The organism is Mycobacterium sp. 1465703.0 (genome assembly GCF_001672975.1).
Classification (GTDB): Bacteria; Actinomycetota; Actinomycetes; order Mycobacteriales; family Mycobacteriaceae; genus Mycobacterium.
Window position 1 is genome coordinate 26198 of record NZ_LZKU01000124.1, and the last position, 21063, is coordinate 47260.

Consider the following 21063-nt stretch of genomic DNA (forward strand, 5'->3'; position numbering starts at 1 on the left):
GCGCCGTGCCGCTCAGCGCAATGCAGAAAGCACACCTTCGCGGCTATTCACGCTATGCCGCCCGCGGGTTCGACTATGCGCGACTGGTAATCGGCTCCGGCGACGAACCCGGCCGATGCGACATCCGAGCGATGAGTTACGTCATCAACTCACACCTACGTCGGCACAAGACCTATCACAGTTGGTTCGAGTACAAAAACGCGGAAGACATTGTGCGGCACACGATCGCCGACCCCGCCGACATCGCGTTCGTCCCGGCCCGGCAGCGCACCATGACGCCGAGTGAATGGCAGCACTGGGTGTTGTCCACTCCGGACCCGGTGCAGTGGGATTGCTTCAGATTTGGGATTATTCAGCGTGAAGACCACTTCACCATCTTTTCGATTGTCGACCACCTCCACTGTGACCCGACGATCATTGCGGGTTTGTACACCGAAATCGTGATGAACTACCGTCTTTTGGTGGCAGGCCACCCGCTCGTTCAGAAACCGCCGCCGGCCAGTCACGACGATTTCTGCGTACGAGAGCAACAGCACGTATCGGCTCTGACCCTCGACTCGCCCGAAGTCCGAAAGTGGATCGAATTCGCCGAGAACAACGGCGGAACCCTGCCGGACTTCCCACTGCCGCTTGGTGATCTGTCACAAGCCAACGGTGGCGGCCTGGTGGTCGATCGGCTGCTGGACCAGGACCAGACCGCCGCTTTCGAATCCCGCTGCATCGCGGCGGGGGCACGCTTCAGCGGCGGCCTGTTTGCCTGTGTAGCGATGGCACAACAAGAGTTGACCGGCGCCACAACATATTACGGCCTGACGCCGACCGACAAACGGCGATCGCTGGCCGAATTCTCGACGATGGGCTGGTTCACCGGCGTCGTTCCGCTCGTCGTGCCTGTTAATCCCACCTCTTTCGAGGAGACCGCGCGTGCCGCGCAGGCATCCTTCGATTCGAACCTGGACCTGGCGAACGTGTCGTTCAACGAAGTGTTGAAGTTGGCTACGTGGCTGAGGGAATGGGGTCCGAACTGCACAATGATCAACTACATGGACGCGGGCCTGCCTCCGCTCTCGGCAACTGTCGCGTCCCACATGCAGAACGCCAACGTCAGCATCTACTGCGACCCCAGGGATCCGGCGCACCTCTACTTCTCGGTAATTCGTCTCTTCGACGAGGTATCGATATGGGTGAACCTGCCGAATAATCCGATCGCCAGAGACTCCGTGGTTCGTTACCTCGGTGCGGTGAAATCCATGTTGCAGCGCGTCGCGGACGGACGCCGTGCGAGTCAACCACTGGAGGTTTCCGGGTGAAAGTCGTCCTGGCCGCCCACGGCACTCGTGGTGACGTCGAGCCATGCGCCGCCGTCGGTCTGGAGCTGCTGCGGCGGCGGCACGAAGTGCACCTGGCGGTTCCGCCCAACCTGACTGGCTTCGTCGAGTCGAACGGACTCGCTGCGGTGGGATACGGGCCGGATTCGCAGGAGCAGGTGACCGCACTTGCGGATCTCCATCACCACGCCTTCCGGCCGCAGAATCCGATCAACTTGCTGCGCGACAGCAGGTTGCTGTTCGTCGAGGGTTGGGCACAGATGAGCAGGACGTTGGCATCGGTTGCGGACGGGGCCGACCTGCTCGTCACCGGCCAGACCTACCACGGCGTCGTCGCCAATGTCGCTGAATATTACGACATTCCGGTGGCCGCACTGCATCACATGCCAATCTGCGTCAACGGTCAGCTCGCCCTTCCATCACTGCCGTCGCCGGGCCCCTTGGTCCGCGCCACATTGCGGACGGCTTGGTGGCTGTATTGGCGCATCACCAAGGATGATGACGACGCGCAGCGTCGTGAGCTCGGCCTACCGCGGGCAGCGGCTCCTGCGGCGAAACGGATGGCGCAACGCGGGTCGCTCGAAATCCAGGCTTACGACGAGGCGTGCTTCCCGGGCCTCGCGGCGGAATGGAATGGCCGGCGACCCTTCGTCGGCGCGCTGACGATGGACTTGCCGGCCGATGCCGACGGCGAGGTCGCTTCCTGGATTGCCGCGGGCTCGCCGCCCATCTACTTTGGGTTCGGCAGTACACCCGTTCAATCTCCCGCCGACATGATCGCCATGATCGCCACGGCCTGCGCGGAGTTGGGCGTGCGGGCCCTGGTGTATTCCCTTGCGGGCGGGTCGGATTGCCTCTCGCATGCCGACCAGGTGAAGCTTGTCGGCGCGGTGAACTACGCGGCCATCTTGCCGATCTGTCGTGCCATCGTCCACCACGGCGGCGGGGGAACGACGGCGGCAGCCCTGCGAGCAGGAATTCCCATGTTGATCCTCTGGGACGTGGCCGAACAGCCGCTATGGGCGGCGCAGGTGACTCGCCTGGGAGTTGGTCGTGCCCGACGCCTGCCGACCATTACGGCGGAAGCGCTTGTCGCGCAACTGCGCCGCCTTCTCGCGCCGCAATACGCCAGCCGGGCCCAAGAGTTCGCTACTCGCATGACGAAGCCCGCCGAGAGCGTCGCGGCGGCCGCCGATCTCTTGGAAGCCGCCGTCAGCGGAGGGCGTGCCGGATGATGTGGGGGACACTGCTGGCGATCGCCCTGTGGGTGTCGTTCGACCCGACGCGTCTGGTGATTGGCGGCATCCTGATGTCACGCCCCCGGCCCCGGCACAACCTGCTCGCCTACTGGCTGGGCGGCCTGGCGGCAGGCGTCGCTCCCGGCTTGAGTGCGCTTGTGCTGCTGCATGGTTCGCTGCTGCTGGTTATGGAGGATGCCAGGTCCAGGGTCGCAAGCTACACGGGCGCATATTTCCAAATCACCATCGGTGTTGCCGCACTGTTGATCGCGGCAGTGCTGTCGACGGGCTTTCCGGCGCAGTTGCGTGCAGCCGCGGCGCCATACGGCGGCGCCCCGTCGACAGTCGCTCTGCAACCGAGAACACCGACCGCACCGGCCCGCATAAGAGCCCGCATCCGTCACGCACTGCAAGGCGGAAATCCGTGGGTGGCGTTCGGGATCGGCCTGGTGACAACCATGCCACTCGCCGACTATCTCGTCGTGCTCATCCTCATCGTCTCGTCGGGAGCCGCAATCGGCATTCAACTGAGCGCGGTCGTGGCGTTCACCGTGGTGGTGCTTGTTCTGGTGGAGGTGCCACTCGTCAGCTATCTGGTAATGCCGGCGAAAACCCAGATGGTGATGTCGCAACTAGAGAGGTGGGTCGCCACACACCGCCAACGGCTGCTCGTCGCTGTCCCCGCAGCCGTCGGGCTGATGTTGGTAACCGCGGGTATAACCAGCATTTGAGCTGCAACCGCGCGCAGTTCGACTACCGCGAGGTGCTGCGCGCTTCGCGGTGCGTCCAGCTGTCCAGTGGGCGCGCATAACCGCTGACCAATGGTGGTGCCCTTCGGCCAAGCCGGTCCACGTTCGATTGGATGAGTTGAAAAGGGTAGGGCGTGTGCTGCTCGATGACCTCGCGCAGCTGCGCCATGGACGCATGCCATGGCATCTCAAAACGCACCAAATTCGCCTTGAGGAAAGGGAACCGGAAGTCGCGGATGAGGCCGTCCCAAAAATGGAGGGTGCCGTTATTTCGCGCGGAACGCTCGTTGATCCACAGCTGCGTCGACGGGCGACCATAAGTGGCTTTGATGGCGGTGGCCGAAACGAACGGTTTGACCGTCAGCCCCGCCATGCGGGCCCGTTTGGACAAGCCGACCTCGTAGCGCCAGATGAGCGCGCCTTTATGGACGACGTACTGGAAGTCATTCCAGAAATCGTTGAGGAAGGATCGGGTGCGGGAGTTGAGATCCCAAGTCACCAAGAAGGCTTGGAGATGAGGCGAGATCTGGGTGTTTTCGACGGCCCCGTACATGTCGGCACCGCGAAACGAGTTCCACATCTCGCCAAGGGGAAACAGCGGACCGAACACGCTGTCATTGACGATGGCAAAGCGGTCGAACTGGTCGAGCGACCAGCCGCGATCCCGCAGGATGCACCATGCGAGGTGCCACGAACCGAAGTCAAGGGAGAGCGTGCGGCGGGTGTAAATGCCGGCACACAGAGGCCGAATCGGCGCAACCGACTCCGGCGTGAGGGCGGGTGAGCCGGAGACGAAAACGATGCTCGCTCCGAGCCCATGCAGTGCCTTCAGGTAATGGGTGACATAGGGATCGATGATGCCGTGCGGATCGAAGTGTGCGAACAGGATCAAGGTGCGGCAACCGGGCGCGGGCTGCGGTGAGAGCTCTAGATGCGTTTCGCAGAGAAAGTCTAAAGCATTGCGGCTCAGCCGGTATCGTGCGGCCGCCACCGCGCGCTCGCCTTCTGTCCGCAGCACCTCGGCAAGGTTCAAGACGGCCGGGCGCATGTTCTTTCTTCGCGATCAGACATCGCCGAAGGCCCGCCGCCGCATCACGTGTCCAAGCGGGCGAACCGGTTTTGCCGATACCGCTCGACACAGGCCGCTCTTCTGACCTTCCCGCTGGTGGTAATGGGAATTGAACCGGGCGCTACCACAACGAGATCCGCGATGCTAAGCCCGTGCACATCGGAAATCGCCGCGGTCACCCGTCGTTTGACGACGTCGAATTTGTTCGCCTCATCCTGGTGGGAACCGGCGCGGTCCTTGAGCTCTATGATGGCGACGACCTTTTCGGTGGCGTCGTCCGGAACGGCGATCGCCGCGCATCGTCCCGGCGTGACGCTCTGAATCGTCGCCTCGAGATCGTCGGGCGAATGGTTACGCCCGTACACGATCAAAATGTCCTTGATCCGGCCGATGATGAACAGCTCGCCGTCGAAGATGAAGCCCGAATCTCCGGTCCTCAGCCACGGCCCTTTAGGGGTACCGGCAGACCGGGTGACAAGGGATGCGCCGAACGTCTGCTCCGACTCTTGGGGCCGCTGCCAGTAGCCGATTGCGACGTTGTCTCCATGCACCCAGACTTCACCGGTCGTTCCTGCCGGACACTCAGTACTGGTCTCGGGATCCACGATGCGCACCGTCGGCGACTGCGGCACGCCGTAACTCACCAAAGCCGTTCCGCCGCTTCCTGCCTGACGCTTCGCGCGCCCCTCGGTCAGTGCTTCCGAATCGAAGTGCACCACGTGCGGCGGTTGGCCCGCCGCGCGTGTCGCGACGTACAATGTGGCTTCCGCCAATCCGTACGATGGGCGTAACACCTTGTCCTGCAAGTTGAAACGGGCGAACCGCTCGGTGAAGCGCCGCAGGGTGGCAGGCTGTACCCGCTCAGCACCATTGAAGATGCAAGACACATCTGCAAGGTCGAGCCCGGCCAGATCATCGTCGGAGGTTTTTCGTGCCGCCAATTCGAAGGCGAAGTTGGGCGCCGCCGAATGTGCGCGACTGTTCTGTGCAAGCAATTGCATCCATCGGGCCGGCCGCTGCAGAAAGGAAACCGGACTCATGAGCACGCTGCGAAATCCCGTCAGCACCGGAAAAATGATTCCCAGCTGCAAACCCATGTCGTGATAGAACGGCAGCCAGGAAACCATCGTGCTGTCCGGCGGGGCAACTCCTCCATGGTCCCCGAAGAATCCGCCATTCATGTGCGCGAAGTTGGCCAGGATGTTCTTGTGCGAGACCATGACCCCGGCAGGTGCGCGGGTTGATCCCGAGGTGTATTGCAGATACGCGGTTTCCGTCGAACTGTCGAGCCGCGCAGCGCGCCCGGGCTTAGCGTCGAGGTCCAGCAGATCCACCTCGACGACCGATGGTGTGGATCTACCGGGCTTCGACCCGAGATGGTCGGAGAGATCGCCCGCGACAGAGGATGTGGTGAGAACGATCGCGGGCGACGCGTCACTGAGCACCGAATCGACGCGTTCGTCGCTGGCTCCACCTAGCGGCACGGCGATCAGACCGGCCTGCAGTGCGCCGAGAAACGCACCGATGTAGTCAAGGCCCTGCGGCGCCAAAATCACCGCCCGGTCGCCCGGGGATGCGTGAGGTCTGAGCTCCTGGGCGAGATTGAGCACCCGCCGATACAGCTGCGACCACGTCAAACTTTCAGCTATTCCGTCCCGGTCCTGTTCGTAATTCATGAACGTGAACGCAGTCCGCTGAGCCTGCAGACTGGCATGTTCGCGCAGCAGTGTCGGGATGGGACACTTGAGCATGGGCGTCAGGTTACCTCGGCCGTTATCACCACGCCGGTTTTGCAGCAAAGACGAGGGGCCACTCCATCGGACGCCGATAGAAAGGGTCATCGACCGGCTGAATCGCAACCCGATCTCGCTGAAACTGTTGAATTTGCGGTTCAAATACGGCTACCGGTTTCTTAGCCGCCTGCTGATAAGGGACGACGTGTTGTTCCTGAATTACGGGTATGAGGAGGACCCGCCGATGGCTTTGTCGCTGGCGGTGTCCGATGAGGCCGATCGATTTCCGATCCAGCTCTACCATCGGACCGCCACGCAGGCGGACCTGGCAGGCAAAAGAGTGCTGGAGGTGAGTTGTGGCCATGGCGGCGGCGCTTCGTATCTGATGCGGACCCTGCACCCGGCTTCCTACACGGGCCTGGATCTGAACACGGTCGGCATTGAGTTCTGCCGCAAGAGGCACCATCTGCCGGGCCTGAAGTTCGTGCAGGGCAACGCCGAGAGCCTGCCCTTCCCCGATCAGTCCTTCGACGCGGTGATCAATGTCGAAGCCGCGATCAACTACCAAAACGTTCCCAAGTTCTTCTCCGAGGTGGAACGCGTGCTGCGCCGGGGCGGACGGTTCTTGTACGCCGACATCCGTTACGCCGACGAGATCGCCGCCTGGGAGGCCGACCTGGCCAACATTCCCATGCGGCTGGTGACGGAGCGGGTCATCAACGCCGAGGTCATGCGGGGGCTGGAGAAGAACCGGTTTTCCGACCAGATCACCCGCCGCCTACCCGACATCGGGATGGTGCGCCGCATCGTGAGTGACTACGCCGGAGGGCGGGGCTCGTTGATCTACCGTCGCCTGGAAAACGGCGAGGCGTCGTACCGGTTGTTCTGCTTTGCCAAGGATTGAGGCGCGGTGTCTTAGAACGCTGTCCCGCCGTCACCGCGCGTGTTGCAGCTAACGCTCCCCCGTTCAGCCCTCGACCGCCTATTCTGTGAAGACCCCAGCAAACGCCGGGAGACCGAATCGGCGGAGGGTCGGATGACGGCCGTAGCGGCGTGCCCGGCATGCGGCACCGAATATCTCGAGAACGCGCGGTTCTGTCACGGATGCGGCGCGCCGATCGCCGATCCCGCCGCACATGCGGAGTACAAGCAAGTATCGGTGCTCTTCGCCGACGTGGTGCATTCCATGGACATCGCCGCGGCCGTTGGTCCGGAGCGGTTGCGCGAGATCATGGCCGAACTCGTCGACCGCTGCAGCAAAGTGGTGCACCGCTACGGGGGCACGGTGGACAAGTTCACCGGCGACGGGATCATGGCGGTTTTCGGTGCGCCTGTGGCAATGGAAGACCACGCTGTTCGGGCCTGTCTGACGGCCTTGGGCGTGCAGGAAGAGATCAAGCACCTCGCCACCGACGTGCAACAGCGCGACGGTGTCGACCTTCAGCTACGGGTGGGGCTGAACTCGGGCCAGGTCATCGCGGGTGAGGTCGGTTCGGGACCGTTCCGCTACACCGCAATCGGCGAGCAAGTCGGGATGGCCCAACGGATGGAATCGGCGGCACCGCCGGGAGGGGTGATGCTCAGCGAATCCACCGCCCGACTCGTCCAGCAGGTCGCCGTGCTGGGTGACGCCGAGCAGGTGCGCATCAAGGGCAGTGTGTTCCCGGTGCTGGCCCGGCGTCTTCTCAGCGTGACCGGTGGTTCCCCACGAAGTGGCGACCTGCAAGGCGCATTGGTCGGGCGCGAACTGGAAGTCGCCACGATCGCCGGCCTCCTGGATCGATCGATGAGCGGACGGGGGTGTGTGGTCTGCGTTGTCGGGCCGCCCGGCATCGGCAAGACGCGACTCACCGATGAGGCGATCGCGATGGCCGCTCGTCGTGGCGTTGTGGTGTCTTCGGTGTTCTGCGAGTCACATGCCAGCGATGTCCCCTTTCTCGTGGCGGCGGGGTTGCTGCGCGACGCCGCTCGGATAACCGATCTCGACGACGAAGCGGCGCGCGCACAGGTGCGCGCCGGCATCCCCGACGTGTCCGATGAAGACGTGCTGCTGCTCTACGACCTGATGGGCATTCGAGACCCCGACACGCCGCCTCCCACAATCCATCCCGATGCGCGGTGGCGGCGGTTGAGCGCACTGCTCAACTCTTTGTCGTTGGCCCGAACCCAGCCGGTCCTCTACATCATCGAGGACGTGCATTGGATCGACGAAGTCAGCGAGTCGATGCTGGCCGAATTCCTTGCCGTCATACCCCAAACGCCGTCGATGGTCCTGATCACCTACCGTCCTGATTATCGCGGTGCGCTAGCGGAAGTGCCTGGCACACAGACGATTTCACTGGCACCGCTGACCGATTCGGAAGCCGCGGTGCTGCTTGACGACTTGCTGGGCACCGATCCGTCGGTCTCCGGGATCAAAGGGCTCGTCGCCGAACGGGCCGGCGGAAATCCATTTTTCGCCCAAGAGATGGTGCGCGAGCTCGCCGAGCGCGGCGTGCTCAATGGTGATCGCGGCGGCTTCACCTGCGCCACAGATCTGGCTGCGGTCACCGTTCCGGCAACCCTGCACGCGGTCATCGCCGCGCGCATCGACCGGTTGGAGCCCGACGCCAAGCGGACGCTCAATGCCGCGGCGGTCATCGGCTCTCGCTTCACGCCCGAACTCCTCGCCGCCGTGGGCAATGAACCTGCGCTGGACGCACTTCTCAAGGCCGCGCTGATCGATCAGGTCCGATTCACCCCCTGCGCCGAGTTCGCCTTCCGCCATCCGCTGATCCGCGCGGTGGCCTACGAATCACAGTTGAAGGCCGATCGCGCCGAGATGCACCGCCGGCTGGCCGTCGCCATCGAGGCCCGCGAGCCGGAATCGGCCGACCAGAACGCGGCGCTGATCGCCGAACATCTGGAACTCGCCGGCGACTTGCGTGATGCCTACCGCTGGCACATGCGCGCGGCCACGTGGGCGAGATACCGCGACATCGCCGCGGCGCGGCTGAGTTGGGAAAGCGCCACGAAGATCGCCGACTCACTGCCCCCCGATGAGCCAGACCGGGCGACCCTGTGCATCGCCCCGCGCACCATGTTGTGCGGGATCGCCTGGCGGGTGCATGTGAACAACATCGGGGACCGCTTCGACGAGTTACGGAACCTGTGCAGCGCCGTGGGGGATAAGGGGTCACTGGCCATTGCGATGGCGGGGCTGGTGGTGGATCACACGTTCCAAGACAGGGTGCGCGAGGCGTCGCGGCTGGCTTCCGAGGCAATCGCCCTCATCGAGTCCATCGGTGATCCGACCTTGACGGTGGGGCTGTCCTTCACGGCGATCCGCGCCAAGATAGCCACCGGCGAGTGGGCTGAGATGCATCGCTTGTCACAAAGAGTCATCGACCTGGCTGACGGTGACCCCACCAAGGGCAACTTCCTGTTCGGGTCTCCCCTGGCGCTCGCATTCGCCCAGCGGGGTGCCGCACGATGGGCCCTGGGCCTTCCCGAGTGGCGAGACGATCAGCGGCGCGGCGTGGCCATGGCACACGGCGCCGACTCCCTGTCCTACGTCACGGTCGTCAGCTACGTGTACACCACAGGGATACCGGCCGGAGTGCTACGGCCCGACGATTCCACGGTGCGCGAGATCGAGGAGGCACTGGCGATTGCCCAACCATCCGGCGACAACCTGCAGTTGGGCGTCGGCTGGCTGACCCTGGGGCTTGCGCTGGTGCACCGCAACACCGACGCCGAGCGTGATCGCGGGCGTGAGCTCCTGACCGAGGTCCGCGAAGTGTTTCGGCGCGGCGGACACTTCTTGTGCGATCTACCGATGCTCGACGTGTACGTGGCCCGCGAGATGGCCCGCAGTGGCGATCGCGACCAGGCAATACCGCTGATGCGCGCTGCGGTCGACCATCTCATGCTTGGGGGACAAGGGCTTTCGTGGGGCGTCGTCACCACCGGCGCTTTGGTGGACGCACTGCTTGACCGCGGGACCGAACGCGACGTGGCCGAAGCCGAGGCGGCAATCGAGCGGTTGGCGACCGAGCCCGCCGACGGCGAGCTGGCGATGCGTGAGGTATGGCTACAGCGGATGCGGGCCCTAGTTGCGCGAGCTCAAGGCGATCTCGGCGCTTACACACAATTCCGGGATCGCTACCGCGCCCTGGCGAGAACGCTCGGCTTCGAAGGACACATCGCATGGGCCGAGGCGATGCAATGAAGCGGCCTCATCGACGCGCGGGTGCCTAGGGACGCGGCTGCACATCCACACTCGGCGGGCGTGACTGGGGATCCTGCGGCTTCGCCCGCACCGAGCGCCGAACGATGCTGAAGACCGCGGCGCCCCCGGCGAGGACGGCGACGGCGACGCCCGCGAAGACCCACGGGCGCTTGCCCCGACGCTGTGCGCGGCGCGCGTCCTGCAGCGCCTGCGGCAGGCTGGTGACCACTTCCTGCGCGGCGGCCAGCTCCTGCGCCAGGGTTTCTTGGGCTGCGGCGAGCTCTCGGGCCAACCGCCCCTCCTGATACCGCCGACGCAGTTGCGATGCGGTCGACTGCGCGGACTGCATACTCAAGCCCACCAGTCCCCGGGTGACGTCCACCGGTCCGGTCGCCGAATAGGTCAGGCCGCGGGACAGCCGCTGCCGCGGGGTCAGCCGGGATTCCATCTTCGCGCTCATGTGTCGCCCTTTCTGTCCCGCTGGTAAACCCGGCCTACGACTAGTCCGGTATCCGAACAGACTGCCAGCATAGGGACGTCGGTGTCTGCAGTGTGTGCGCGCGGGGGATTCGGCGCGGTTGAAGATTCGGTGGCACCGGGTGCGGGCACGCCCGCGGGTAGTGGCAGACTCTGATGCCGTGACTAACAGCCCCTTTCAGACTGCTACCGCCACGCTCCACACCAATCGCGGCGACATCAAGGTCGCGCTATTCGGTAACCACGCGCCCAAGACCGTCGCCAACTTCGTTGGCCTGGCGCAGGGCACCAAGGAGTACTCGACGCAGAACGCATCGGGAGGCTCCTCCGGCCCCTTCTACGACGGCGCGGTCTTTCACCGAGTGATCCGGGGCTTCATGATCCAGGGCGGCGACCCGACCGGAACCGGTCGCGGCGGCCCCGGTTACAAGTTCGCCGATGAGTTCCACCCCGAACTGCAATTCGACAAGCCTTACCTGCTGGCAATGGCCAACGCGGGTCCGGGTACCAACGGCTCGCAGTTTTTCATCACCGTTGGCCAAACTCCGCACCTGAATCGGCGCCACACCATCTTCGGCGAAGTGACCGACCCCGAGTCGCAGCAGGTCGTCGAGTCGATCTCCGCGACGGCCACCGACGGCAACGACCGTCCCACCGAGCCCGTCGTCATCGAGTCGATCACCATCTCCTGAGCCAGGCGGCAAGCCGCGGGCCGATCAGAGCTGTTGACGGCCCGCGTAGCCGGCTGCCGTGAGCGCGTCGAGCACCTCCACGGCGTCCGTCCCAAGGTCCCAGCGGGAGAACAGCGCCAGGCCGCCGTCGGCGTTTTCGACCTCGAGCATCCGCACCTTGCGTCCGTAGCGGCGGAATTCGATGATGCGGATGATCTTGATGTCGTGATGTTGCAATACCTGCGTCCGGAACCAGCCGCGAAGCACGAGTCCGTCGGGCGTGATTGCCAGCTTGGGACGAGCGCGCCACGACATGCCCGCAAACAAGAGCAGACCCACTGCGGCAACGCCCGCCAGAACGCGGCCCGGCGCGTCTGTGACCACGGTCACACTCGCGATAGCCATCAAAACACCTGCGGCTCCACAACCAGCGATTCCGGTCGCATGAGGGCCCCATTGTGTTTGCTGCATGCTGTCCTTAGCCCCTCCCACCACGGTCTATGCGGTTATCCACATCAGCTATCAACAGTGGGGATAAATCACACGCGTGTGATTGGGTGACCGGGAAGTTGCTGACGCGGTGTCAAATTAGACCGGAAATGAATTCATTTCGATGACTGGCCCGCTCAGTGCCAGCGCATCGTGAGCAACAAACCGGTGATCATGAAAGCGAACGCGATCGCGTAGTTCCACGGGCCCAATTGGGCCATCCAATTGAGGGCGGTCGGCGCCTGGCTGCCGACGGCGGCCAACTGGAACACCATCAGCCAGATCAGCCCGATCAGCATCAGCCCGACGAACAGCGCGACGAACCACACGCTGGACGGTCCGACCTTGACCTTCACCGGGGTGCGGCTGACCGCGCTGACGGTGAAGTCGTTCTTCTTGCGGACCTTGGACTTGGGCATGATTACCTCGCGGATTACCTCAACGACACGGTGAGCGGGACGGGGTGCAACGATTGATACTGCAACTGCACTCATAGCTTGGCTACGAGACTAACTCACCTGGGACGGTGACCAGGAAATGGAGAGTCGATGACCCAGACGCGTCGGTCGCCGTGGCGCTTGGGCGTCCCGGTCGTCTGCCTGCTGGCCGGGTTGCTGCTTGCCGCCACCCATGGTGTCTCCGGCGGCGCCGAAATCCGGCGCAGTGACGCCCCGCGCCTGGTGGACCTGGTCCGCGAGACGCAGTCGTCGGTGAACCGTCTGAGCGCCCAACGCGAGCAACTGGCCGGCAAGATCGACGCCGCGCACGGGCGGTCGTCAGATGCCGCGCTGGCGGCCATGCTGCGGCGCACCAACCAGCTCGCCGGTGAGGCCGACATGAATGCGGTACACGGGCCTGGCCTGGTGGTGACGCTCGCGGACGCGCAGCGCGATGCCAATGGCCGGTTCCCGCGGGATGCGTCTCCCGACGACTTGGTGGTCCACCAGCAAGACATCGGGGCGGTGCTCAATGCGTTGTGGAGCGCCGGTGCCGAGGCGATCCAGATGCAAGACCAGCGGATCATCGCCACATCGGTGCCGCGCTGCGTCGGCAACACGCTGCTGCTGAACGGGCGTACCTACAGCCCGCCTTACACAATCACCGCGATCGGCAACGCGGCGGCCATGCAGGCCGCGCTGGCCGCCGCTCCCTTGGTGATCCTCTACAAGCAGTACGTGGTCCGTTTCGGCCTCGGCTATCAAGAAGAGGTCAAGTCCGACGTGCAGGTCGTCGGCCATTTCGAGCCCGACCGGTTGCACTTCGCGCAATCCAACGGCCCGATCGGGTACTGATGCCTGCTGAGCAGCGGGGCCGGCGCGTTCGGACGGTAACCTGACACGATGCGGATCTTGGTCGTCGACAACTACGACAGCTTCGTGTTCAACCTGGTGCAGTACCTCGGTCAGCTGGGCGTGGATGCGGAAGTCTGGCGCAACGACGACACCCGGCTCTCCGACCTCTCAGCTGATCATGCCGCCGTCGCCCGGCAGTTCGACGGAGTGCTACTGAGCCCGGGGCCGGGCACCCCGGAGCGGGCGGGCGCGTCGATCGGGATGGTTCGCGCGTGCGCCGCCGAGCGGACTCCGCTGCTCGGGGTCTGTCTGGGCCATCAGGCCATCGGCGTCGCGTTCGGCGCCACCGTCGATCGCGCTCCCGAACTGTTGCACGGCAAGACCAGCAGCGTCCATCACACCAATGTCGGTGTGCTGCAAGGACTTCCGGATCCATTCACGGCGACCCGTTACCATTCGCTGACCATCTTGCCGGAGTCGCTGCCGCCGGTGCTGGAAGTGACCGCGCAGACCCGCAGCGGGGTGATCATGGGTGTGCGGCACACGCAGTTACCCATTCATGGTGTCCAGTTCCATCCGGAGTCGATCCTGACCGAGGGCGGCCACCGCATGCTGGCGAACTGGCTCGCTGATTGCGGCTGGGTGCGCAATGACACGTTGGTACGCCGCCTCGAGCACGACGTGCGCTCCGCGGTGCGGCCGTATTTTCCGACCGATCCGACGGCTACTGACCGAACTTCAGCGTGATGATGCCGTCCCGGTTGACCCCGGTGCCGGCCGGCGGGTTCTGATACACCACCCGATGGGATTGGGCGCTACCGGCGTCGACGTCGGCGCCCTTGTCCAGGATCCCGTTCCAGCCCAGCGCGCGTAGCCGTGGTTCGGCGTCGGTCCAGAACATCCCGGACAGGTCGGGCATGATGAACTGATTGCCCTTGGACACCTGCAACTCGATCACCGAGTCCACCGGAATCATTTGTCCCTTAGGCGGATTGGTGCCGATCACCTCACCGGCCGGTCGCGAGCTGTCCACCTGCACCTGGGTGACCTTGCTGAAGCCGTAGACGGTCAGGTTCTTCTGTGCGGTGTCGACGGTCTGTCCGGCGATATCGGGAACCTGCTTGGTCTCCGGCCCGGAGCCGACGATGAGGGTGACCACATTGGTGATCGCCGAGGTCTGGTTGGCCGGCGGATTGGTCCCGATCACCTTGCCCAGCAGTTCCGGGGTCGACGGCGAGTTGGCTTGCTTGAACTTGCTGAAGCCGGCGGCCTTGAGCTTGCTGACCGCGTCGGAGTAAGTCAGCGAGGAAACGTCGGGCACTTCACGCTGCTCTGGCCCGGTAGAGACGTTGATGGTGATCTCGTCGCCCGCGTTGACCGACGCGTTGGCGCCGGGGTCGGTACCGATGACATGGTCGGGCGGGATCGCCGAATCCGGCTTTTGCAGGGTGCGGGTCTTGAACCCGCGGTTCTGCAGCGCGGCGATAGCATCGGCGGACACCTGTCCGCGCACGTCAGGCACCTGTACATCGCGAGTACCGCCGCCGAACGTGTTGAAAGCGATGACAACAACGATCGTCAAGACCGCCAGTGCGGCCACCGCGACGATCCAGCGGCCGACCGAACCGACGTTGCGGTCCTCGCCCGCGTCGGCGAGAACCTGGCGGGGCAGCGGATCGGTGCGGGTAGGGCCGGCGCCGCCGGCGCTGGACAGCAGCGAGCTCCGGTCGGCGTCGGTGAGTACCTTGGGCGCTTCGGGCTTCTCCCCGTTGTGCACCCGGATCAGATCGGCACGCATCTCCGCTGCGGTCTGGTAGCGGTTGTCGGGATTCTTGGCCAGCGCCTTGAGCACGACGGCGTCGAGCTCGGCCGAAATGCCTTCGTGCCGCTGCGATGGCGGAACGGGGTCTTCCCGGACGTGCTGGTAGGCAACCGCAACGGGCGAGTCGCCGACGAAAGGCGGTTCGCCCGTGAGGATTTCGTAGAGAACGCAGCCCAATGAGTACACATCGGAACGCGCGTCGACGGTGTCGCCGCGGGCCTGCTCGGGTGACAGGTACTGGGCGGTTCCGATCACCGCGGCGGTCTGGGTGACGCTGTTGCCACTGTCGGCGATCGCCCGGGCGATACCGAAGTCCATCACCTTCACCGCGTTCGTGGTGCTGATCATGATGTTGGCCGGCTTGACGTCGCGGTGGATGATGCCGTTCTGGTGGCTGAAGTTGAGCGCCTGGCAGGCGTCGGCGATGATCTCGATGGCTCGGCGCGGCGGCAGCGGACCGTCGGTGTGCACGATGTCGCGCAGCGTGACGCCGTCGACGTACTCCATGACGATGTAGGGCAGCGGCCCGGTGGGCGTCTCGGCCTCGCCGGTGTCGTACACGGCGACGATGGACGGGTGATTGAGCGCGGCGGCGTTCTGCGCCTCGCGCCGGAAGCGCAGGTAGAAGCTGGGATCGCGGGCCAAGTCAGCGCGCAGCACCTTGACCGCGACGTCGCGATGCAGACGGACGTCGCGGGCCAAGTGAACCTCGGACATACCCCCGAAGCCGAGGATTTCGCCCAGTTCATAGCGGTCGGACAGGTGCTGCGGCGTGGTCATTGCGGTGTTCCGTGTCGGGCCGGCGCGTTGCGGAAGCCGGAGGTCCCTATTGTCCAGGCATCGGGCCAGTTAAGCCGCAGATTGGTCTGTGCTGCAGACCCGCTCGGCGTTTTGGTCGCCGGCGGCGGCGGGGCCGAGGCGGGCGGGGTCCCGGTGTCGGTCACCGTCGGCGGCTGTTGCTGCTGGTCCGCGCGTGAATTGATGACGATGAGCACCGCGATGATGATCGCCAGCGCGCCCAGCACCCCGGCGGCCCACAACAGCGCACGCTGACCCGACGAGAAGGTGCGCCGGGCCGGCGGCGGCCGGTGGCCGCCCGTTGTCGGCCGGGACCGACGAGGCGCAGCGCTGCGGCCGGGAGATATCGCCGCGGCTCGCGTGGTCGGGCTGGACGGGATGGCCGCTGGCGAGGCCCGGCCGGCAGGCGGCGTCGCGCTGGGCCGCGGCGGACGACGACCGGCGCGCACCGCTGCCACGGCATCGGCGAACGGTCCCCCGCTGCGGTAACGCATCGCGGGGTTCTTCACCAGGGTGATCTCGATGAGTTCACGCACGTTGGGTGGCAGCTCCGCGGGCAGGGGCGGCGGCGGCTCCTTGATGTGCTTCATCGCCACCGTCAGAGCACCGTCACCGGTAAACGGCCGCTTGCCGCAAACAACCTCGTACCCAACAACTCCCAGCGAGTACACATCGCTGGCCGGCGTGGCGTCGTGACCGAGCGCCTGTTCGGGGGCGATGTACTGGGCGGTGCCCATCACCATCCCGGTCTGGGTCACCGGGGCGGCGTCGACGGCCTTGGCGATACCGAAGTCGGTGATTTTGACCTGCCCGGTCGGGGTGATCAAGATGTTGCCCGGTTTGACGTCGCGGTGCACCAGACCGGCGGCGTGCGCCACCTGCAGGGCACGCCCGGTCTGCTCGAGCATGTCCAGCGCGTGCCGCAGGGACAGCCGGCCGGTGCGCTTGAGCACCGAGTTCAGCGGCTCACCGTTGACCAGCTCCATCACCAGGTAGGCGGTACGGCCCTCCCCGTCCAGCTGGCTTTCGCCGTAGTCGTGGACGGCTGCGATCCCGGGGTGGTTGAGCATCGCGGTGGTACGCGCTTCGGCGCGGAACCGCTCGATGAACTCCGGGTCCTGCGAGAACTCCTGCTTGAGCACCTTGACCGCGACGCGTCGGCCCAGCCGGCTGTCCACCGCCTCCCAGACCTGACCCATGCCGCCGGTGGCGATCAGGCGCTGCAGACGGTATCTGCCAGACAGCGTCACACCAACTCGCGGGCTCATGGTCCTCCCTGTAGCGCGGCCTCGATCACAGCCCGTCCGATCGGCGCGGCGAGTGCACCCCCCGTCGCGGACAGGCGGTCGGCGCCATTCTCCACCAACACCGCCACAGCGACCTTCGGGGTCTGTGCGGGCGCGAAAGCGATGTACCACGCATGCGGCGGTGTGTGCCGCGGATCGGTGCCATGCTCTGCGGTACCCGTCTTGGATGCGATCTGCACGCCGGGAATCGCCCCTTTCTGCTGTGCGACCTTCTCGGCGCCGACCATTAGCTCTGTTAGCTTAGCGGCGACCTGCGGCGACACGGCGCGCCGCTGCTCATATGGGGCCGTGGTGCTAATCGTGGTCAGGTCGGGCCCCTTGAGGCTGTCGATCAGGTAGGGCTGCATCGTCACCCCGCCGTTCGCGATGGTCGCGGCGATCTCGGCGTTTTGCAGCGGCGTCATAGCGACATCCTTTTGGCCGATGCTCGTCATGCCCAGCGCCGCGGCGTCCGGGATGATCCCCACGGTGGATTCCGCGACCTGCAGCGGGATGACGCTGGGTGTGTTGTCCAGTCCGAATGAGTGCGCCATGTTGCGCAGCGCATCCGACCCGGTGAGGAGGCCGAGCTGGACGAATGCGGTATTGCAGGACAGGGCGAAAGCCTGCTGCAAAGACACCGTCGGCTCGTTTCCACACGATTCCCCACCGTAGTTCTCCAACGTTGCGGTGCTGTTGGGTAGCGGAATGGAAGCGGCGGCGGTCAGCTGCTGGGCATCGGAGGCACCGGCCTGCAGCGCAGCCGCGGTGGTGATCACCTTGAAGGTGGACCCGGGTGGATAGGTCTCCGAGATGGCGCGGTTGGTCAGCGGGTTGTTGGGGTCGTCACGGAGCCGCTGCCATGCTTGCGCCTGCACCTCGGGATCGTGCGACGAGAGCAGATTGGGGTCGTAGGACGGCGATGACACCATCGCCAGGATCTTGCCGGTCGACGGCTCGAGGGCGACGACGGCGCCCTTGCACGGCGGCCCACCGCAGCCCTGTTGCATCGCGTCCCAGGCGGCCTGCTGGACCCTTGGCTTGATCGTGGTGTCGACGTTCGCGCCGCGCGGGTCGCGCCCGGTGAAGAAGTCGGCCAGCCGGCGGCCGAACAGCCGCTCGTCGGAGCCGTTCAGCAGCGGATCCTCGGCGCGTTCCAGACCGCTGCTGGAATAGCGCAGCGAGTAGAACCCGGTGATCGGCGCATACACCGCGGGGGTCGGGTAGACGCGCAGGAAGCGGTACCGGTTGTCGGTGGCAGCCGAATAGGCCAACAGCTGCCCGCCGGCCACGATCTGGCCGCGCTGGCGCGAATACTCGTCGAGCAGTACCCGCTGATTGCGCGGATCGGCGCGCAGCGAGTCGGCGGCGAAGACCTGCGTCATCGTGGCGTTGAGTAGCAGCAACACGATCAACGCCATCACGGTCACCGAGATCCGGCGCAGGGAGGCGTTCATACTTTCTCGATCACCTCGGTGCCGGCCGAGGCGATCGGCGGCACCTTGCGAGCGCGGGTGCGCAACGGTCGACGGGCGCTGTGCGAGATGCGCGCCAGGATGGCCAGCAGGACATAGTTCGCCAGCAGCGACGAGCCACCGTAGGACATCCACGGGGTGGTCAACCCGGTCAGCGGAATGAGCTGGGTTACCCCGCCGACGACGATGAACAACTGCAGAGCCAGCGTTGACGCCAGGCCCGCGGCGAGCAGCTTGCCGAAGCTGTCGCGGGTGGCGATCGCCGTGCGCAGGCCCCGCACGATGACGATGGTGTAGAGCATCAGAATGCTGGCCAGGCCCACCAACCCCAGCTCTTCGCCGAACGCGGCGATGATGAAATCGGTCGAGGCGGCCGGCACGGTGTCGGGCTGGCCGTTACCGAGTCCGGTGCCGAAGATCCCGCCAGTGGCGAAACTGAACAGCGACTGCACAATCTGATAGCCGCTGCCGTCTGGGTCGGAGAACGGGTCCCACCACATCTGCACCCGCACCCGGACGTGGGCGAAAATGTAATACGCGACAACGCTTCCCGCGGCGAACAGCGCCAGGCCGATAACCACCCAGCTGAAGCGCTGAGTGGCGAGGTAGACCACCACCAGGAATGACGTGTACAGCAATAGCGAAGTGCCAAGGTCTTTTTCGAAGGCCATCACGCCGACCGCGATCACCCATGCCGCCAACAGGGGTGCGAGGTCGCGGGGACGGGGCAGGGTCAACCCCATGAAGTGCTTGCCGACACTGTTGAACAGGCGCCGCTTGGCGATCAGCACCGCGGAGAAGAAGATCAGCAGCAGAATCTTGGAGAACTCAGCGGGCTGAATTGAGAAGCCCGGAAAGCGAATCCAGATCTTGGCGCCGTTCTGTTCGGAGAGCGAGGCCGGCAGCAGGGCGGGGATCACCAGCAAGACCAGACCGACCAGTCCACAGATATAGCCGTAGCGGGCCAGTTGCCGATGATCTTTCAAGAACGTGACCACCAGGGAAAAGGTCACCACGCCGATCAGCGTCCACAGCATCTGCTGCGTCGCGCTGGGATGGTGGCGGCCGCTGAGCTGATTGGTGACCAGATCAAGCCGGTGAATCATCACCAGGCCAAGGCCGTTGAGCAACGCCACGATCGGCAACAGCAGCGGATCGGTGTAGGGGGCGAATCGCCTGATGGCCACGTGCGCCGACCCGAACACGACAAGAAAGATCAGTCCGTAGCTGACCGCGGTCCAGTGCAGATTGCGTTCCTGGTTGGCTTCGACTATCAGCAGCGCGGCGACGGTGATGAGTGACGCGCACCCCAGAAGCAATAACTCGGCATTGCGCCTGGTAGGCAACGGGGGCGTGACCGCGACCGGCGGCTGAAGCTGTGTCGTCATGCCACCGTCCGGCAATCGATGCCCGGTTGAAGTGGCGGCCCGGGAAGCGCGGTTACTGTCTGCGACGTGGTCGTCGGGCCTGCCGGCGCAGAGTTCGCGGGGCCATTGGCGCTCGTGCTCGGTGAGGGGCTGGCGCTCGGAGAGGTGTTCGGTGGTGCAGGTGCTGCTGTCGTGCCGGATTCGGGTGTTCCGCTGCGGGTGCCCGGCGACCCGGGCGGGGACGTGGCGCGCGGTGGTGGACAGATTGGTAGTAGATATTCGGCCAACAGTTGCCGCAGCTGCGATTCGGCCTGGTCCAGGCTGCCGCCCGGCAGTCCGGTTTGAACTTGGACTTGTCCGGGGCGGCGCAGGTCCTTCAGGGTCATCGGTTGGCAATTGGCGTGGCTGCTGGATTGCCCGTAGCTGATCAGAGACAGCTCATTGCGGCCGTTCAGACAGCCCACCAGATAGGGCTCCTGCAACGGGATGCCCAACAGGGTGCCCTGAATTCCGCGGACGATGGAGACCCGACCGCTGTATTCCGCAACGTAATAGTTGCGCTGGATGACCCACCATCCGACCGTGAGGCCAGCGAACACCAACAGCACCGCCAAGGCTACGGCGACGAACATTTTCCGGCGCGACCACCGCGGCCGGCCCGTTGTTTCCGGTTGCGGCGCAACGCGTTTGGCGGATTCATCGCGTGGCCGAATCGCTGAGGCGCGCCCGGCGGAGGTGTTGGGCAGGGTCATTTGATCCTCGTCGCCCGACACCGCGCCGGCAAGAATCGGCTGGGTCTGCCCGTAGTCGTAGTCGACCACATCGGCCACCACGACGGTCACATTGTCGGGGCCGCCGCCGCGCAGCGCCAATTCGATGAGCCGGTATGCGGCCTCGGCGACGTCGGGAATCTGTAAGGCCTCGAGGATTGTTTCGTCGCTCACCGGATCCGACAACCCGTCCGAACACAGCAGATAGCGGTCGCCGGCGCGCGCCTCACGCATGATCAATGTCGGCTCGACCTCGTGACCGGTGAGAGCGCGCATGATCAACGAACGC

At 65.0% G+C, this 21063-nt stretch carries 18 protein-coding genes; 8 read left to right on the forward strand and 10 right to left on the reverse strand.

What is annotated here, in order from left to right:
* The first annotated feature begins 20 nt into the window (after positions 1–20).
* From A5625_RS10680 to A5625_RS10690, 3 genes are read left to right on the forward strand one after another with little or no spacing between them, the layout of a single operon-like run.
* Positions 21–1310, forward strand: a complete 1290-nt coding sequence (locus A5625_RS10680; protein WP_304441889.1) for a condensation domain-containing protein — start codon at positions 21–23, stop codon at positions 1308–1310.
* A complete protein-coding gene (locus A5625_RS10685) occupies positions 1307–2563 on the forward strand; it encodes a glycosyltransferase (protein ID WP_066992689.1) in 1257 nt (418 codons plus the stop codon). Before A5625_RS10680 ends, A5625_RS10685 begins: the two co-directional genes overlap by 4 nt.
* On the forward strand, positions 2560–3297 hold the full coding sequence (locus A5625_RS10690; protein ID WP_082984360.1) for a GAP family protein: 738 nt from the start codon (positions 2560–2562) through the stop codon (positions 3295–3297). The genes A5625_RS10685 and A5625_RS10690 overlap by 4 nt, the downstream gene beginning before the upstream one ends.
* A gap of 22 nt (positions 3298–3319) precedes the next feature.
* On the opposite strand, the gene A5625_RS10695 is transcribed toward A5625_RS10690, so the two are convergent.
* Together A5625_RS10695 and A5625_RS10700 are read right to left on the reverse strand one after the other, a co-directional pair.
* Positions 3320–4363 carry a rhamnan synthesis F family protein gene (locus A5625_RS10695; protein ID WP_066992696.1) on the reverse strand — a complete coding sequence of 348 codons (1044 nt, stop codon included), beginning with the start codon at positions 4361–4363 and terminating at the stop codon, positions 3320–3322.
* A gap of 44 nt (positions 4364–4407) precedes the next feature.
* Positions 4408–6135: an AMP-binding protein gene (locus A5625_RS10700; RefSeq protein WP_066992700.1), complete on the reverse strand. Its 1728-nt coding sequence runs from the start codon at positions 6133–6135 to the stop codon at positions 4408–4410.
* 133 nt (positions 6136–6268) lie between these two features.
* Between A5625_RS10700 and A5625_RS10705 the strand changes: the two genes are divergently transcribed.
* Both A5625_RS10705 and A5625_RS10710 read left to right on the forward strand, forming a co-directional pair.
* Positions 6269–7021, forward strand: coding sequence for a phthiotriol/phenolphthiotriol dimycocerosates methyltransferase (locus A5625_RS10705; protein ID WP_232003587.1), 753 nt, complete (start codon positions 6269–6271; stop codon positions 7019–7021).
* 132 nt (positions 7022–7153) lie between these two features.
* Entirely contained in the window at positions 7154–10327 is a 3174-nt protein-coding gene (locus A5625_RS10710) for an adenylate/guanylate cyclase domain-containing protein (RefSeq protein ID WP_066992707.1), read from the forward strand.
* 25 nt (positions 10328–10352) lie between these two features.
* Here the strand turns inward: A5625_RS10710 and cwsA are convergent, their stop codons facing one another.
* The gene (cwsA, locus tag A5625_RS10715; RefSeq protein WP_066992711.1) at positions 10353–10787 is read right to left on the reverse strand and encodes a cell wall synthesis protein CwsA; all 435 of its coding nucleotides are present in this window, start codon (positions 10785–10787) and stop codon (positions 10353–10355) included.
* A gap of 160 nt (positions 10788–10947) precedes the next feature.
* On the opposite strand from cwsA, the gene A5625_RS10720 reads away from it, so the two are divergent.
* Positions 10948–11496 carry a peptidylprolyl isomerase gene (locus A5625_RS10720; protein WP_066992714.1) on the forward strand — a complete coding sequence of 183 codons (549 nt, stop codon included), beginning with the start codon at positions 10948–10950 and terminating at the stop codon, positions 11494–11496.
* A gap of 24 nt (positions 11497–11520) precedes the next feature.
* Here A5625_RS10720 and A5625_RS10725 read toward each other — a convergent pair whose 3' ends face one another.
* Positions 11521–11946, reverse strand: coding sequence for a PH domain-containing protein (locus tag A5625_RS10725; protein WP_066992716.1), 426 nt, complete (start codon positions 11944–11946; stop codon positions 11521–11523).
* Between the two features lie 155 nt (positions 11947–12101).
* Positions 12102–12383, reverse strand: a complete 282-nt coding sequence (gene crgA, locus A5625_RS10730) for a cell division protein CrgA (RefSeq protein ID WP_066992724.1) — start codon at positions 12381–12383, stop codon at positions 12102–12104.
* A gap of 129 nt (positions 12384–12512) precedes the next feature.
* On the opposite strand from crgA, the gene A5625_RS10735 reads away from it, so the two are divergent.
* Together A5625_RS10735 and A5625_RS10740 are read left to right on the forward strand one after the other, a co-directional pair.
* Positions 12513–13256, forward strand: coding sequence for a DUF881 domain-containing protein (locus A5625_RS10735; protein WP_066992727.1), 744 nt, complete (start codon positions 12513–12515; stop codon positions 13254–13256).
* 48 nt (positions 13257–13304) lie between these two features.
* On the forward strand, positions 13305–14003 hold the full coding sequence (locus A5625_RS10740; protein WP_066992730.1) for an aminodeoxychorismate/anthranilate synthase component II: 699 nt from the start codon (positions 13305–13307) through the stop codon (positions 14001–14003).
* On the opposite strand, the gene pknB is transcribed toward A5625_RS10740, so the two are convergent.
* The 5 genes from pknB to A5625_RS10765 form a co-directional block, all read right to left on the reverse strand.
* Positions 13981–15858, reverse strand: a complete 1878-nt coding sequence (gene pknB / locus A5625_RS10745) for a Stk1 family PASTA domain-containing Ser/Thr kinase (protein ID WP_066992733.1) — start codon at positions 15856–15858, stop codon at positions 13981–13983. The two genes, A5625_RS10740 and pknB, sit on opposite strands and share 23 nt — an antisense overlap.
* Positions 15855–17144 carry a serine/threonine-protein kinase gene (locus tag A5625_RS10750; protein WP_066992736.1) on the reverse strand — a complete coding sequence of 430 codons (1290 nt, stop codon included), beginning with the start codon at positions 17142–17144 and terminating at the stop codon, positions 15855–15857. Before A5625_RS10750 ends, pknB begins: the two co-directional genes overlap by 4 nt.
* On the reverse strand, positions 17141–18619 hold the full coding sequence (pbpA, locus tag A5625_RS10755; protein ID WP_066992739.1) for a D,D-transpeptidase PbpA: 1479 nt from the start codon (positions 18617–18619) through the stop codon (positions 17141–17143). Before pbpA ends, A5625_RS10750 begins: the two co-directional genes overlap by 4 nt.
* Positions 18616–20025, reverse strand: coding sequence for an FtsW/RodA/SpoVE family cell cycle protein (locus A5625_RS10760; RefSeq protein ID WP_066992742.1), 1410 nt, complete (start codon positions 20023–20025; stop codon positions 18616–18618). The genes pbpA and A5625_RS10760 overlap by 4 nt, the downstream gene beginning before the upstream one ends.
* Positions 20022–21063 (reverse strand): PP2C family serine/threonine-protein phosphatase (locus A5625_RS10765; RefSeq protein WP_066992750.1); only part of this gene is annotated, 1042 nt, incomplete at its 5' end. The genes A5625_RS10760 and A5625_RS10765, both read right to left, overlap by 4 nt.

Bases quoted from the DNA above. Each gene is read 5' to 3' on its own strand.
- A5625_RS10725 (WP_066992716.1), bottom strand. From the start codon at position 11,946: ATGCAGCAAACACAATGGGGCCCTCATGCGACCGGAATCGCTGGTTGT.
- cwsA (WP_066992711.1), bottom strand. From the start codon at position 10,787: ATGAGCGCGAAGATGGAATCCCGGCTGACCCCGCGGCAGCGGCTGTCC.
- A5625_RS10700 (WP_066992700.1), bottom strand. From the start codon at position 6,135: ATGCTCAAGTGTCCCATCCCGACACTGCTGCGCGAACATGCCAGTCTG.
- crgA (WP_066992724.1), bottom strand. From the start codon at position 12,383: ATGCCCAAGTCCAAGGTCCGCAAGAAGAACGACTTCACCGTCAGCGCG.
- A5625_RS10735 (WP_066992727.1), top strand. From the start codon at position 12,513: ATGACCCAGACGCGTCGGTCGCCGTGGCGCTTGGGCGTCCCGGTCGTC.
- A5625_RS10760 (WP_066992742.1), bottom strand. From the start codon at position 20,025: ATGACGACACAGCTTCAGCCGCCGGTCGCGGTCACGCCCCCGTTGCCT.
- A5625_RS10695 (WP_066992696.1), bottom strand. From the start codon at position 4,363: ATGCGCCCGGCCGTCTTGAACCTTGCCGAGGTGCTGCGGACAGAAGGC.
- A5625_RS10710 (WP_066992707.1), top strand. From the start codon at position 7,154: ATGACGGCCGTAGCGGCGTGCCCGGCATGCGGCACCGAATATCTCGAG.
- pknB (WP_066992733.1), bottom strand. From the start codon at position 15,858: ATGACCACGCCGCAGCACCTGTCCGACCGCTATGAACTGGGCGAAATC.
- A5625_RS10680 (WP_304441889.1), top strand. From the start codon at position 21: ATGCAGAAAGCACACCTTCGCGGCTATTCACGCTATGCCGCCCGCGGG.
- pbpA (WP_066992739.1), bottom strand. From the start codon at position 18,619: ATGAACGCCTCCCTGCGCCGGATCTCGGTGACCGTGATGGCGTTGATC.
- A5625_RS10740 (WP_066992730.1), top strand. From the start codon at position 13,305: ATGCGGATCTTGGTCGTCGACAACTACGACAGCTTCGTGTTCAACCTG.
- A5625_RS10690 (WP_082984360.1), top strand. From the start codon at position 2,560: ATGATGTGGGGGACACTGCTGGCGATCGCCCTGTGGGTGTCGTTCGAC.
- A5625_RS10750 (WP_066992736.1), bottom strand. From the start codon at position 17,144: ATGAGCCCGCGAGTTGGTGTGACGCTGTCTGGCAGATACCGTCTGCAG.